Source organism: Kutzneria sp. CA-103260, from assembly GCF_018263855.1.
In the GTDB taxonomy this organism is placed as follows: Bacteria; Actinomycetota; Actinomycetes; order Mycobacteriales; family Pseudonocardiaceae; genus Kutzneria.
Genome location: NZ_CP073318.1, coordinates 11,455,313 through 11,469,824, shown reverse-complemented (window position 1 = coordinate 11,469,824; position 14,512 = coordinate 11,455,313). Strand labels below are relative to the sequence as shown.

12 protein-coding genes are annotated in these 14,512 nt (G+C 67.1%); 4 read left to right on the top strand and 8 right to left on the bottom strand.

The window, feature by feature from the left end; all coding sequences use genetic code 11:
* Window positions 1-21: 21 nt before the first annotated feature.
* From JJ691_RS51385 to JJ691_RS53550, 3 genes are all read left to right on the top strand, one after another.
* Window positions 22-573 (top strand): carboxymuconolactone decarboxylase family protein, encoded by a 552-nt coding sequence (locus JJ691_RS51385; RefSeq protein ID WP_211766605.1) that lies wholly within the window; start codon window positions 22-24, stop codon window positions 571-573.
* A gap of 418 nt (window positions 574-991) precedes the next feature.
* Entirely contained in the window at window positions 992-1,810 is an 819-nt protein-coding gene (locus JJ691_RS51380; protein ID WP_211766604.1) for a S1 family peptidase, read from the top strand.
* A complete protein-coding gene (locus JJ691_RS53550; protein WP_442912579.1) occupies window positions 1,785-2,258 on the top strand; it encodes a helix-turn-helix domain-containing protein in 474 nt (157 codons plus the stop codon). Before JJ691_RS51380 ends, JJ691_RS53550 begins: the two co-directional genes overlap by 26 nt.
* A gap of 512 nt (window positions 2,259-2,770) precedes the next feature.
* On the opposite strand, the gene JJ691_RS51370 is transcribed toward JJ691_RS53550, so the two are convergent.
* The 7 genes from JJ691_RS51370 to JJ691_RS51340 all read right to left on the bottom strand — a co-directional run bounded on the left by JJ691_RS51370 (window position 2,771) and on the right by JJ691_RS51340 (window position 10,700).
* On the bottom strand, window positions 2,771-4,357 hold the full coding sequence (locus JJ691_RS51370) for a GH39 family glycosyl hydrolase (RefSeq protein ID WP_211766602.1): 1,587 nt from the start codon (window positions 4,355-4,357) through the stop codon (window positions 2,771-2,773).
* Window positions 4,333-5,100, bottom strand: a complete 768-nt coding sequence (locus JJ691_RS51365; protein ID WP_211766601.1) for a ribonuclease activity regulator RraA — start codon at window positions 5,098-5,100, stop codon at window positions 4,333-4,335. The genes JJ691_RS51370 and JJ691_RS51365 overlap by 25 nt, the downstream gene beginning before the upstream one ends.
* Window positions 5,101-5,112: 12 nt before the next feature.
* On the bottom strand, window positions 5,113-6,942 hold the full coding sequence (locus JJ691_RS51360; protein WP_249227580.1) for a hypothetical protein: 1,830 nt from the start codon (window positions 6,940-6,942) through the stop codon (window positions 5,113-5,115).
* Window positions 6,943-6,947: 5 nt separating this feature from the next.
* The gene (locus JJ691_RS51355) at window positions 6,948-7,778 is read right to left on the bottom strand and encodes a carbohydrate ABC transporter permease (protein WP_211766600.1); all 831 of its coding nucleotides are present in this window, start codon (window positions 7,776-7,778) and stop codon (window positions 6,948-6,950) included.
* Window positions 7,775-8,716 (bottom strand): carbohydrate ABC transporter permease, encoded by a 942-nt coding sequence (locus tag JJ691_RS51350; protein WP_211766599.1) that lies wholly within the window; start codon window positions 8,714-8,716, stop codon window positions 7,775-7,777. The genes JJ691_RS51355 and JJ691_RS51350 overlap by 4 nt, the downstream gene beginning before the upstream one ends.
* Window positions 8,703-9,959, bottom strand: a complete 1,257-nt coding sequence (locus JJ691_RS51345; protein ID WP_211766598.1) for an ABC transporter substrate-binding protein — start codon at window positions 9,957-9,959, stop codon at window positions 8,703-8,705. The genes JJ691_RS51350 and JJ691_RS51345 overlap by 14 nt, the downstream gene beginning before the upstream one ends.
* A gap of 84 nt (window positions 9,960-10,043) precedes the next feature.
* The gene (locus JJ691_RS51340; RefSeq protein WP_211766597.1) at window positions 10,044-10,700 is read right to left on the bottom strand and encodes a GntR family transcriptional regulator; all 657 of its coding nucleotides are present in this window, start codon (window positions 10,698-10,700) and stop codon (window positions 10,044-10,046) included.
* Between the two features lie 286 nt (window positions 10,701-10,986).
* Here JJ691_RS51340 and JJ691_RS51335 point away from each other — a divergent pair, with 286 nt between their 5' ends.
* A complete protein-coding gene (locus JJ691_RS51335; protein ID WP_211766596.1) occupies window positions 10,987-13,332 on the top strand; it encodes a carbohydrate-binding protein in 2,346 nt (781 codons plus the stop codon).
* Window positions 13,333-13,710: 378 nt separating this feature from the next.
* On the opposite strand, the gene JJ691_RS51330 is transcribed toward JJ691_RS51335, so the two are convergent.
* Window positions 13,711-14,376, bottom strand: coding sequence for a GntR family transcriptional regulator (locus JJ691_RS51330; RefSeq protein ID WP_211766595.1), 666 nt, complete (start codon window positions 14,374-14,376; stop codon window positions 13,711-13,713).
* Between the last annotated feature and the right edge of the window lie 136 nt (window positions 14,377-14,512).

Genomic DNA, 14,512 nt, shown 5'->3' with positions numbered 1-14,512 from the left:
CGTTAGAAGGAGTACTCTGTCATGACCTCGTTCACCCCCGTCGACCCGGCCAGCGCGCAGGGGCCGGCCGCCAACCTGCTGGCCGAGGTCCAGAAGGCACTGGGCCTCACGCCGAACATGACCAAGGTGATGGCCAACAGCCCGGTGCTGCTTCAGGGCTACCTGGGTCTGTCCGGCGCCCTGGCCGGCGGGGTGCTGCCGGCCGGCGTCCGGGAGCGGCTCGCGATCGCCACCGCCGAGTACAACGGCTGCGAATACTGCCTGTCCGCGCACACCTTCATCGGCGGCAACATCGCCAAGGTCGACGCCCAGGAACTGGAGGCCGCCCGTGATGCCAAGGCCTCCGACCCGCACACCGCGGCGCTGCTGGCATTGTCCGACGCCATCGCGCGCGGCCGAGGCCACGTCGACGACGCCGTTCTGCGGGCGGCCCGCGACGCCGGCGCCACCGACGCCGAGATCGGCGAGGTCGTCGGCCACCTCGCGCTGAACGTGCTGACCAACTACTTCAACGTCCTGGCCAAGGTCGACAACGACTGGCCCGTCATCACCCCACGCACGCAGTCGGCATGACCACTGCCTGACTCCGCCGGCCCGGTTCCCGTCCTCGGACATGATCGACTTCCAACCGTGTCAGGCCTGGAAGGCGACGTGGTGGTCGCTTCGTCGTATACGGTCGACGCCCCGACCCGAGTGGCGCGCGGGGTTCGCTGACATAGTGCGGTAACGACGTGGTCGTCACGAAGGCAGCGCAGCGCTGACTCGGCTTGTTGGGGACGAGTCAGTGCTGCGCTGCGGCGAGAGGTGTCCCGTTCGGCCCGCTGCGCTCGCAGCGAACCGACGACGTTGTGAGCAAGCGAACGGGATATGTCGAGGATCGCTCGGCAAATTCGTGCGTGACCGTCATGCCGAGCCTGGCAATCGTTCACTGTCACCGGTCTGTCACACAAGCGTCGCGCTACGCGGACATCACCCAGACATGTTGGGACGCATGCGAAGTCGTTCTCTGTTGCTCAGTGTCGCGCTCGCGCTGACCGCACCGCTGGTGAGCACAGCAGCGGCTCAGGCCATCGTCGGAGGCACCGAGTCGACCCGAGCCTACTCGTTCATGGGCTCGTTCCAGCCGTCCTTTCCCGCACCGCCGCGCGCTGACCATCACGGGTGCGGGGTGGAGGTGCTGGCACCGCAGTGGGTGCTGACCGCCAGCCACTGCGCCGGCAAGAACCCGACTGGGGCGAGGGTGGGTGTCCCGCGCGACTGGAAGGTCCGGATCGGGTCACTGGACACAACCTCGGGAGGCGAGGTCGCCGAGGTCGACCATTACTACCGCCTGTCGAACTACCACGACCCTGGAGGGTTGTGGGGCAAGGACCTCGCGCTGATGCACCTGCGTACGCCGGTTCGGGCCAAGCCTGTGCGAATCGCCGCGACCACACCGGTGGACAACACGCCCGTCCGCATCATGGGTTGGGGCATGACTTGCGGCGACATCAAGAATCCCGCCTGTTTCCCCACGCGGTTGAGGGAGGCTGACACCGTGGTGCAACCGATCTCGACGTGTCCATCGGCCGCGCCGAGCGGGGAGTTGTGCATCGGCAGCCGCGACGCCAGCGTCGCCGCGACCAACATGGACTCTGGCGGGCCCGCTCTGGTCCGCGACGGCGGCCAGTGTCGCACGGCGATGGTCCAGCAGTTCTTGCGTGGTAGGTCCGCTACAGAGATTGAAATATCGAGGTCTGTCGGCGAGGTTGATCACGTGTGGCGTGTCGACGTGCTCTCTCCCCATGGCGGGTCTACACCAAGATCGTGAGGTACCCGGATGGCGGCGGCTTGACCGCCTCGGGACGGGCCCGCCGGGAACAGACCCGCTTGCAGGCCGCAGCAATGTTCGAGCAGAACGTCCCACCGGTCCAGGTGACCACAGTCCTGCGTGTCAGCACGAAATCCGCTTAACAGTGGCGCCGTCGGTAGCGTCGTGGTGGGACCACCACACTGGCCTCGATCGGTCCCGCCGGCGACCCCTACCGGCTCAGCCCGACGCAGCAGGCCCGGTTGGCCGCCGCGCTGGACGCTGGTCCCGCCGCCTAGGCTGGGATGAGGATCAACGCTGCAAGCTGGCCCGCGTCACGCAGGTGATCGGCCGGTTGTTCCATGTGTCCTATACCCTGCGCGGCGTCTCCTACCTGCTGCACTGGATGGGTTGGAGTCCGCAGGTCACCGCGTGGCGGACCACCACCTGGGCGACGATACGAGGCTAGCGGCGTCGACCGGGGCGTGGATCGTCTTCGAGGACGAGGCCGGGCAGAACCTGCGCCCGCCGAAGGCCCGTACCTGGTCGCGCCGCAGAGGCTGGAACAGAAAACCCGTTCAGCCACCGGCAGAATGACGGGTTGGCCATCACACGGGCCAGTGGCACTGGCGGGACCCCGTGAACTGATCAGTCTGTCGAATCGGGTCAAACCCACCTGCTGGTGCGGCACCACCTCACCGGCGTTGTCGATGCACACCCACGCCCCCGGCAGCTGGGCAATCTTATCCTGCTTGATCATCCGGCGTATAAGGTCCCTGACCCGTTAGGCTGGCGAGACCGTCGGGCTCTGCCAGGTGTGGATGTTGACTCGGTCATCGGCCGTCATAGGTGTTCGGTTTGGGCGGTGGTCGGCCGGACAACCAGGCTGGTCGCCAGAGTCATGAGCTGGACAAGTGTCTCCACGGTGCGCTGACCTATCAGCCGGATCGGTCGGTCCACAGCGAACCTTGGAATACCTGCTCACCAACGCGTGAGCAGCGCGATCGCCCACGGTCGGAGCACCGTGTCGATCTCCAGCACCCCCCTGGCCGAGACGACGTGGCCGGTGACCACACCGGCGTCAGCGCTTGCTCGGATCACGTTGACGTCAACGGGTGACAGGTTGCGGGGACTGCCGCGCCGCCGCCATGCCGTCAACGCGCAACCGTGCTCCGCGTCCACGACCTCGAGCCGATACCGGTCATTCGGCGACAGACCCTCAATCCGGATCGACAGCCGTTCCGTGCGGCCCGTGGCCATCGTCCGTTCGGCGACGTCACGCGTGTCGAACGACGCTGGCACGGTCAGCGTCACCTCGGGTGGGTAGTGATAGACGAGTGCGGCGATGTGGTCATCGTTGAGGGTGACGACCGCGCCTGGTTGTTGGTGCAGGAGTGTGTCGCCGAGAGCGTTGAGCATTCGGTAGGCGTGCATCGTGGGTTTGGGGATGCCGTGCTGGTTCAGCATGCCGAAGCCGCCGTGGAAGGGTTCCTGGCCGGCGCCGTTCTCCTCGAAGATGTCGGTGAACGTCCAGTACGCCAGGCTGTCGACCAAGCCAAGGGATTCCAGGTTGGCTTTCACCACGTAGGTGGCGGCCTGCGGGTAGTCATGGGTGTAGTCGCGTGGGCTGGAGCTGGAGTTCCACTCGGTCAGGTGGATTTCGGCTTTCGGGTAGGGACTTTTGTCGATCAGGGTGCGCACTGCGCGGAGGTCGGTAGGTGTGGCGTTGACACCGCGGGTCAGTTTTCGGCCCTGGTTGTGAGCGTCCAGCGCCCAGTCGGTGGGATACGGGTGGCACGAGACGAAGTCGACTGGGAGTGAGTTCTCGGCGCAGAACGTGAGGAAGGCGGTCACCCAGACAGGTTTCCATGTCAACGCGTCGAGGTCGTCGGCACTGAGGGCAACCTCGTGCTGCGATAGATCCTCGGTTTCGCCCTCGAAGCGGGAGTCGGGGACGAAGTTGCTGGTCGCGGGGCCACCGACGCGTAACGCGGAATCCACGGACTTGATCGCCTCGACTGAGACCTGGTACAGCGAGAAGTACTCCGACCTCGTGCCACGGAAGAACGGCGCCAGGTTGGGTTCGTTCCAGATCTCGAAGTACCACTCGCGGACCTCGGCGAGCCCGTACCGCGACACCCAGTGGTCTACGGTGGCACGGACCAGCTCGGCCCACTTGGCGTAGTCGGTGGGCGGTGCGCCGTGCGCACCCCACCAGAAGACCGTACTGGTTTCCCGCGCGAGCTGGGACGGCGAGAACCCGAACTCGACGAACGGACGCATGCCCGCCTGGAGGATCGCGTCGAAGAGCAAGTCCACATAGTGGAAGTACGGCTCCCCCTCGCGGTACACGAACATGTCGTCATGGAACAGCCCGTGGAACCGCAGGTACTTGAACCCGCCGCGGGAACGGGCTGTCGACAGTTGTTGCTGCCAGTCCGCGCGCAGGCCCTCGTTGGCCCGGCCGGCACCGACCACGCGGTTCCAGAAGTGTTCGAGTCGCCGATCGTCGCGTGGGCGTGTCAGGTCGAGGCGGATGTCCATCACTTGTGCCGCAGTTCGCGCCACGCCTCGTACTCAGCGCGGCTGTCCGGGCTGAGAGGGTAGTAGTCGGACAGGCGGCCGCCCTGCCCGATCCGCATCCGGCTGAACTCCTCCCAGTCCTCGTGGTCCTCGGCGGACCGGACCAGATCGCACGCCTTCGCCGCTGGTACGACCACGGCCCCGTCATCGTCGGCCACGACAACATCGCCGGGCAGGCACAGCACGCCACCCGCAGCGACCGGAACGTCGTACGCCCACGGGAAAAGCTCGGTCTGGGAGGCGTAGTGCGGGGTGGTCCCGGTGCACCAGATAGGCACGCCGAGCTCACGCACCCGCCGCGCGTCCCGGATCCGGCCATCAACCACGATGCCCGCGCCGCCACGCCGCTTGAAGTACCGGACGAGCATGTCGCCGAAGCACCCGGTGAACTTGCTTCCGTACGCCTGCACCACCAACACGTCACCCGGCTGCACGGTCTCCAGCACCGCCCACAAGGCGGTGTGGCGTTCCACGTACTCCTGGCCTAGGCCGCTCGCCACGTCCTCGCGTTGCGGCATGAACTGCAGGGTCAACGCAGATCCCACAACACGGCTGCCGGTCACGAGCGGGGCGGGCCCCTGGATCGCGGTGCGGGAGATGCCCATGTTGTGCAGGTTCGCGCACGCGGTGGCCGCGCTGACCTTGCCCATCCGCTGGATGATGTCCGGGTCGGCCCGCTTGAACGAGTCCCCGCGGACGGGGAGCGGCCAGACTGTCGAAGGTTCCACTGGTGGTGTCTCCTAGCTCTGATGGGGTGCGGAGAAGCTCCGGTGCGCCGGCGTGCGCGCACGGCGGGTGATCGACAGGCGCAGCGAGACGCGGGTCAGCGGCGGCAACTCGACGACCAGCCGGGCCCTGCCGACCGGTTGCGACCGGACGCTGCTGGCGGGCAACGGAATCGCATACGTGCCGGGGTCACCTGGGTAGTCCGCGGCGACGTCGAACTGGACGTCGTCGATCCGGTCCTCGCCGAACGCGCCGGCCTGGACGACGACTTCGCGGGTGTCGTCCGGGCTGAGGTTCACCAGGGTTGTGCGGATGCCGTCCGCGTCCGCCTCGCTCACCAGCGCCGCCACGTCCGCGGGGAGGCCGGGCCGGCCTCGACGGGCGTCGCCGTAGGTGACCCGCGCGAGCGCGAGGCCGCCGTTGTAGAGCGCGGGCGGGGCGCCCGTGGTCAACTGGGTCAGCACCTCGGTCACGACCGGGTTGAGGCGTTGCCACCAGTGGATGTTGTCGTCGGGCGGGCCGAACGGGGTCGCCCGCATCAGCGCCAGCCGGTGGTCCACCTGGCCGAGCGCGAGCTCCAGCGCGTGCTCGGGATACAGCGGGTTGCGGCCCAGCAGATACGAGATCCACGGTGCCTCATGCCCCTGCTCCTCCTTGTCGTGGAACCACTTCGTCTCGGACCAGTCGCTGCGCGCCAGTGACTCGAGCCGTCGAACATCCGCCGGCGCGGACGTCAGCCACCACAGCCACACCGGATAGACGAGCGGGAGCGGCTGGAAGTCGAACCAGCCGCTCGCGCCGTGCCGGAACGGCACCTCCGACCCATTGCCGTTGGCGATGACCGTGTCCAGCGGGACCCGGGCGAGATCCAGCCCGGTCACCCCGCCGGTCACGATCGTCTCGTTGATCGCCGCGATCATCGCGGCAGCCTCCACCGAGTGCAGCCCGTGCGGCCACGCCCAGCCGTAGTGGCCGCCGAACCACCTGCCGTTGTGCAGCTCCCCCACGGCGCCGTTCGGTCCCACGTTGTCCGGGATCAACCCGCCGTTCGCCGAGGCGCGTTCGCGCCAGGCGCTGACGTACTCGGTGACCCACGAAGAGAACTCGGGCTCGTTGTCGTACAACCATGCGTTGGTCACGAGAGACGTGGCGGCGAGGTTGACTGCGGTGTCGCCGCGACCCAACCGCGTCTGCATCGCGTCGCCCATGCGCCGCGCGTTGGCCGCCGACGCGAGGTCATCCCACTCGTCGATGCCGTCCAGATCGTCCAACGGCAGCCCGTATGGCCGCATTCCGGTCTGGCTGGCGCTGTAGTCGATCCACTCCGTGCCCAGACCCCACCGCGGTCCGCCGGAACCCGTGTGCGGCGCCACTATGATCCGCGCCGCCGGGTCGTAGTTGCCGGCAGCGGGGTCGGAATACAGGCGGGCGAACCGTTTTGCGCGCGCCCGGAACGCCGCGTCATCTGGGTCGGCGGCGCAGAGGGCGTAGAAGAAGTTGAGCGACTCGCCCTGGTGGAACCAGTCGTAGCCCAGCTCGTACTCGTCCCGCACGAACCCGAACTCGGTCATCTGCGCGGTCACCCCGGCCCAGTGGTGCTTGGCCGCCACGATCAGGTCGTCCGCGCCGCCCAGCCTGTAGAGAGTGGGCCAGTTGAAGAACGGCTCGTAGAAGTCGTCCACGCCGTCGCGGTGGTGCATCTTCCCGGCGTACGTCAACCGCCCGTCGGGTTCGCAGTAGGTCTGCTCGAACTCCCGCCAAGCGCGGTCGAGCACGGCGAACAGCCGGCGCTGGAGCACGGCCCAGACGGGGGTCCGGCGCAGGGGCGTGGTGGCAGTGATCATGATTGTCAGCCCTTGATCGCACCGGAGGTGAGGCCGCCGATGATCCGCTTCTGCAGGAACACGTAGAAGACGATCACCGGCGCCGCCGCCAGCAGCATGTTCGGATACACCAGCGTGTAGTCCGTGGACAGCTTGCTGATCGCCGCGTAGATGCCGGTGGTCACGGTGTAGTAGCCGGAGGTGGGGCCGAGGATGAACTGTGGGTTCACGAAGTCCGACCAGACGCCGATCGAGTTGAGGATCACTGCCGTGGCCACGGCTGGGCGCATCAGCGGGAAGATGATCCGCCAGAACGTCCCATAGCGGCCGGCCCCGTCGATCTTGGCGGCCTCGTCCAACTCCCGCGGCACGGTCTGGACGAACGCCACGAACAGGAACGTGGTGGTAGGGATGGTCAGGGTGGTCTCGAACATCAGGAATCCCGGGATGGTCCCGATTAGGCCGATCAGCTTGAGCACGTAGATCACCGGGATGACCAGCGTCTGGCCCGGGATGAACAGGCCGGCCAGCAGCACCAGCATGACGATCCGGTGGTAGCGGCGGGTGCCGCGGGCGATGGCGTACGAGGCCGGCCCGACCACCGCGAGGCTGATGATGTTCACCGCGACCACGAACAACGCGGTAGTCAGGTAGGCGCCGACCACGTTGAAGTCAGGCGACGTGAGGGCGCGTTCGAGGTACTGCAACGAGAACCCGCCGGACGGCCAGCCGAACGGCTCGGTGGTGATGTCGTGCTGCGACTTGAAGGCGTTGGTGACCAACAGGTACACCGGGACGGCCATGACGAGTCCGATGAGGACCATCAGGGCCCAGCGGACGGTCCGACGGAGGATCACGCGGCCACCGCCTGTTCACTGCGCCGACGGGTCGCGGTGATGCCGATGGTGACCGCGATGATCAGGACCATCAGCACGATGGACTGGGCGGCACCGTAGCCGAGCTGGGTGTTCTCGAACGATGACGTGAGGATGCTGTAGACGATGCTCTGCGTCTTGCCGGCCGGCCCGCCTGCGGTGAGGGCGAGGATCATCTCGTAGACGCGCAGCAGACCGATTGCCGCGAGCACGATGTTGACCGTGACGGTCGGAGCCAGCACGGGCAGCTTGACCCGCCAGAACGTCTGCCACGGGGAGGCTCCGTCCAGCCGGGCTGCCTCGATCAGGCTCTCTGGGATGGTCTGCAGGCCCGAGAGGTAGAGCACGACGTTCACGCCGAAACTCGACCAGATCACCACGCCGATGACCGTCGCGGTAGCCCAGGTCGGGTCGGACAAGAACGGCAGCGTCCGGCCCAGCGCGGAGTTGACGGCGCCGTTCGTGCCGAGGATCGACGACCAGAGGAAGCCGAGGATCACCGGGCCGATCACGTACGGGGAGAACACCAGCACCCGCAGCAACGAGTTGACCCGGGTCTGGGCGTTGAGCAGCAGGGCGATGCCGAGCCCGAGCACGTTGCACCCGATCGAACCGACGACAGTGACGATCACGGTGAACAGGGCCGCGTGCAAAACCGCCGGATCCTTCGCGAGCTGCTCGTAGTTGCGCAGGCCGACCATCTTCGGCGGGTTGGTGAAACCGTCCCAGTTGGTGAAGCTCAGGTACAGCGCGATCCCGATCGGCACGATCACCAGGGCGACGACCAGCAGCAACGGCGGCGCGAGCATGACGAACTCGACGGCGGCCGCCCGGCGCCGCGCCCACGCCCGCGTGGACCGCAGGCTCGGGGCGGTCGCCGGAGCGACCGCCCCGAGCCGAGTGACGCTACCTGTCGCCATTCGCGTCCCACCAACTGTCAAGCGCGGCGGTGGCCTGGGCTGCGTTCTGTCCGGTGTAGAGCGACTGCACCACGGTGTTCAGCTCGTTACCGAAGCCCGAGTTGACGCCCTGACCGCTGGTCCCGTTCACCGCGCCGGGCGACTTGTCGAGAATCTGGCCGACCGCGGTGTTCAGCTCGCTGCCCGGGTAGCTGAAGCCGGACCGGAAGTTGCCCTCGGACTTCAACGACGTGGTGACCGCGTCCTTGTCCGACACCAGGTACTGCACCAGCGCCAGGTCGAGGGCCTGGTTCTTGGACGCCTTCAGGATCGAATATGGCTGCGCGGCCCCGCTCAGCTGCTTCGGCGCGGACCCGTCCACGGTCGGAGTCGGGAACACCCCGACCTTGAACGACGGCGGCGTCTTGTCCACAGTGGCCACCAGCCAGTTGCCCATCACGTACATCCCGGACTTGCCACCGGAGAAGCTGTCGATCGAGTCCTGGTACTTCTGGCCCAGCGACTCCTTTGGCACCAGGCCCTGCGCGATCCAGTCCGCATAGGCCTTGAGGTAGGTCTCGTACGCGCTGCCAGCGAACTTCACCTTGCCGTCGTTGCGCTGGAGGTACCAGTCAGGGCTCTTGCCCAGCAGCGCTGGGTTGGCCATCATCGCGAACTGCGCGCCGGTGACCCACTCGCCGGCGGTCTGCAGCGGCACGTAGCCGGCGGCCTTCAGCTTCACGAGGTCGGCGGTGAAGTCGGTCAGCGAGGCCGGCGGGACGGTGATGCCGGCCTTCTGGAAAGCGTCCTGGTTGTAGAAGACCAGCGACTGGATCTGGGCGCCGGTGGCGACCTGCCAGACCTTGCCGTCGACCTTGTTGTTGTCGGCCAGCGGGGTGGCCTTGACCCAGTCCGCGTCGGGGAACGGGGTCATCTGCGGGGCGACCACCGGGTCCAGGTTGCTGGCGACGACGTCCGGGGTCGAGCCCGACGCCAGCTCCTGCTGCAGCGTCGATTGGACGTCCTTTCCGGACGGCGACTCGATGGTGACGGTGACGCCCGGGTGGCTCTTCACGAACGGCGCGACCAGGCCCTGGTAGTACTGCTTGGTCAGCGCGGGCGTGATGTTCGCGAGTATCCGGACGGTGCCGGTAAGCGACGTGTTGTCGGCGCTGCTGCCCGTTGACGTGCCGCATCCGACGAGCAGGAGCGCGGACGATGCGACAAGGGCGATGGCTCTCGCCGTTCGGGTGCGGCGGCTCATAGATCCTCCTTGATCTAGGGCAATCGGCTATCGATAGCCGATTTGCGGGGGGAGCGTACGTCACGGCCAAAGACCAGTCCAGACCTACCGCCCCGCAGCCGGAGCGACCCCGAGCGCGCCGGACGCATGCGCGAAGAACGCGGCCGCAGCCGCCTCAGGATCGCCGGCGGCCAGCGTGTTGACCAGGTCGTCGTGCCACTGGACCACAGTGAATCTGTCCCCCGGGTAAGCCGGGTCCCCAATCGCCCGCTGACTCATGAGAAGCGGCTCGAGCACAGCCCAGACCCGGGACAACACGGCATGGTCACCAATGACCAACACCCGAGCGTGAAACTCGGCATCTAGCGACCGGAATTCCGCCCAGTCGCCGACGGTGACCGCCGCGCCCATTCGGGCCACGACACCTCGGAGGTCAGCGAGGTCAGCCTCGGTGAGGCCAGCGACCGCGGACCGCGCGCCAACACTCTCGACCGCCGCCCGCAACTGCCGAGCCAGCGCGAACTCGCTCTGACTGACCTGGGTCACATAGCTGCCGCGGCGCGGCGCGGACGTCACCAGTCCCTCGTGGACGAGCCGCTTCAGCGCCTCACGGACGGGCGCCTGGCTCACGGTCATGCCCCGGGCGATCTCGGACTCGACCAGCCGCGTGCCCGGCCCCCGCGAGCCGTTCAGGATGGACGCGCGCAGCACGTCGTAGATGCGGTCCGAGAGCAGCTCCTTGGACAGTTCGGTGTAGGTCATGCGCCACTCCTTGTATCGATAATCGACCTGACTGTACCCAGATCCGGCCACTCTCCACCGCATCAGCGACTTCCCTGCGCCAGGGCCGCCGCCACGCGGAGGGCGTGCGCGTGGCCTCGGCCCGAGTCCGAGCGCCGACCATCAGGGCAGGCCACCGTGGACCACCGAACCGTTGACCGTTGACTGGGGGCGACCGTGCGGTTAGGTTCTCCGACCATCGATTAGCGATGGGATGTCAACGGTGATGAACCACTTTCGCTTACGGCTCGTTGTCCTCATCACGGCGGTGACTGCCACTCTCCCCTTCACCACCGGGTCTGCCCAGGCCGCCACCCACACCTACTACGTCTCCACCACCGGGTCCGACACCAACCCGGGCACGCAGGCGTCCCCGTACAAGACCGTCGGGAGGTGCGCCACGGTCGCGACACCCGGCGACACCTGCGTGATCACCACCGGCGTCTACCACGAGACCCTCACCCCGGCGAACAGCGGAACGGCCAACGCCCGGATCACCTACACCGCCTCGCCCGGAGCGCGTGTCACCCTGGACGGCGCCGACCCGGTCACGGGCTGGCAACCCGTCACGTCCACTGATCTGGCCGTTCTGCAGGCCGGCGACCCGTTCATCTCGGGCTCGGGCTTCGCCACCGCAGTCAACGGCGGTCACGTCTACGCGGCCAACGTCGTGCTCAACCCGTCCCTGCCGGGCAACCAACTCTTCGTCGACGGTGCTGTGCAAGCTCAGGCGCAGTGGCCCGAACCGGGACCGAACCCGACTGTGCCACACCTCGCGTCCGCCCAGTCCGGCACCACGACCAGCCTGTCCGACGCCGCCCTCACCCAGCCGACCGGCTTCTGGGTGGGCGCCCGTCTCACCGCGCACAACTGGTTCGTGAGCGAGACCGGCACCGTGACCTCCTCGACGGTCGGTAGCGTGACCGGCGCGAACCTGCCGACCTGCGTGGGGCTCAGCCCGAACCAGAGCACCAATTACTCGTTGAGCGGCAAGATCGAACTACTCGACCACCCCGGCGAGTGGTTCTACCAGGCCAGCAGCCACAAGCTGTACCTGTGGACGCCTGACAGCGCGGACCCGTCCGCGCACACGATCGAGGCCAAGCAGCGCAACGTCGCGATCGACCTCAGCGGCAAGTCGGACATCTCCGTGCTGGGCATCGGCATCAGGGCCGCCACCGCGCAGACCTCGGCGACGTCCACCCGCGACATCCTCGACGGTATCAACGCGCAGCAGGTGTCCTCGTACGACGATCTGAACCCGGACCCCAACATGGTCACATCCCCGGACGGCTGCGCGGTGCTGACCGCAGGTGAGACGACGTCCGGCGTCCAACTCGCGGGAACAGCGAACACCTTGCGCAACAGCGTGATCGACGGCAGCACCGGCAACGGGGTCGTGGTGTCCGGCTCCGGCAACACGGTCACCAACAACACGATCCTGCACACCGACACCCTGGGCAGCTATGCGGCCGGCGTCAACCTCCTCGGTTCGAACCAGGTCATCACTCACAACACGATCGAGTCGGCGGGCCGCAGCGACATCAACATCGACAACAAGGTCGCCGGCGCGACCGCCTCGGGCCACACGATCGCATACAACGACCTGTCCGACTACGACAACCTGGTGGTCGACGGCGGCGCGATCTACGTCTGCTGCGCCGTAGACCTGGCCGGAACGGTCATCCACCACAACCAGTTCCACGACCCGGCACCGTTCGCGGCCTCCGCGCCCGCCCCCGGCGTCTACCTCGACCTCGGCACGTTCGACGCGACCATCTATGACAATGTCGCCTGGAACAAGACCACCTGGGGCGCGGTCCTGTTCAACCCCGGCGGCGCCACGACCTCCGGCAACAAGATCTACAACAACACCTCGGGCACGGACACCAACGTGGCCAGCACGTTCGGCGGCACCTACACCACGACGGACATCGTCAACAACATCGGCGTCACCGGAACCGACTCAGGCATCAACAACACCAACAACTTCACGCCGGTGAGTGCGGCCCAGTACACCAACCCGGCGGCCGACGACTTCACGCTGAAGTCCACCTCGCCGGCCCGCAACGCCGGTGTCGTATGGTCGCCGGCAACGGACGGCTTCACCGACGCCCACCCCAGTCTCGGCGCGTACCAGTACGGTTCGCCGAAATGGATCGCCGGTTCGGCACGGAGCGGAACCAAGACCCAAGCCGAGTCGTACTCGTCGAGCAGCGGCGTAAGTCCCCACGCCGCGGGCACCGGGACCGTGGTCGGCAGCATCGACGGCGGCGACTGGTTCGGCTACACCGGCGTGAACTTCGGCGCCAACAGCGACCTGTTCACCGCGTATGTCGGGGTCGACGACCCGTACGCCGGCAAGGGCATCGAAATCCACATCGACAGCGTGACCGGCCCGACTATCGGCGTGCTCTACCCGGCCGCCACCGGCGGGTTCGACACCCTGTCGATCCAGTCCACCTCGATCACGCCCACCAGCGGAACCCACAACGTGTTCTTCGTGGCCCCTGGCAGCGCCCCCGGCTTCGGCAACATCGACTACTTCACGTTCACCCAACCCAGCTGCTGCCCTGGCAATCCGCCTACCCTCCAACTCAACAACATCTCCTGACCCCAACAGCTGTGGCCGCCTGAGAGATACCCAGGCGGCCACAGCTGGATTCATCTCGGATGCAACAGACCTCGACAGGCCAGTGCGAACCACAGGTCGGGCGGTGGCGGGGTTTCGAGCACTTGGTGACGGCTACGCGCGGTCATCGCGGCAGGCTAGTGGACTTCATCACGGGGCTCCCCGCCACGCCTTCGTAGTCAGTCTGGCTGTCCGGACTGATGCCGCGCGGTCCCACGGCCGGCAAACATGCCCGTTGCTGCGCAACCCAGCGCAGTAGCGTGCCGAACCACGCAGTGGCGGCTGTGGTGGCGGACACGGAGGACGGCTCCCGTGCTATCGATTATTGATAGCAATATCGAAGTTGGCTGGCCGGATCTGTCAAGTCCGACGTGCCGCACCGTACGGTTCGAGACCCGATGCGTGGTCATTGAACGCGGCCGCGGCCCGGCCACGGTTGCCGCTGGCCAGCGTCTCGATCAGGGCCTGGTGCGCCTCGGCCATCTCCGCCCAGCTACCAGTGAATCCCGGATCGCCGACCACCCGCTGGCTGAGCAGGCTCGACTCCATCGCGTCCCACAGCCTGGGCAGGTACACGTTTCCGCTCAGCACCACAACCGCGCGGTGAAACGCCATGTCGTGGGCGCGGAAGGCGGCCAGGTCGTCAGCAGCCGCCGCCTTCCTCATACCGTCCACATACGCCTGCAGCACGCGCCGGGCCTCCTGGTCGAACCGGCCTACCGCCTGCCTGGCCGCGGCCTCCTCCAGCATGGCTCGTACATCCCGGGCGTCGTCCGCGTCCTCGGCGGAGATCTCGGCAACATAGCTCCCGCGCCGCGGCATCGAGATGGCCAGGCCCTCATGCACCAGACGCTTGACAGCCTCCCGCACCGGCGCCTGACTCACCCCGAGCCGGCGAGCGATCTCCGACTCCACGATCCGGGCACCTGGGGGCAGCGTGCCATCCAAGATGGAGCTACGAATCCGGTCGTACGCTTGGTCGGACAGCAACACCTTCGGCAGCTCGCCATCACTGATCGACTCCACCAGGGGTCCTCCCACCTCAGTATCGCCTAACGATAACCGAGAGAACACCAGAGCGATGACAGGACTGCCGAGCCGGATCTGGGTGCAGCGTCTATGGCGGCTACCAGTTGGGCGGGCGGTGCCGCCACGACCGGCT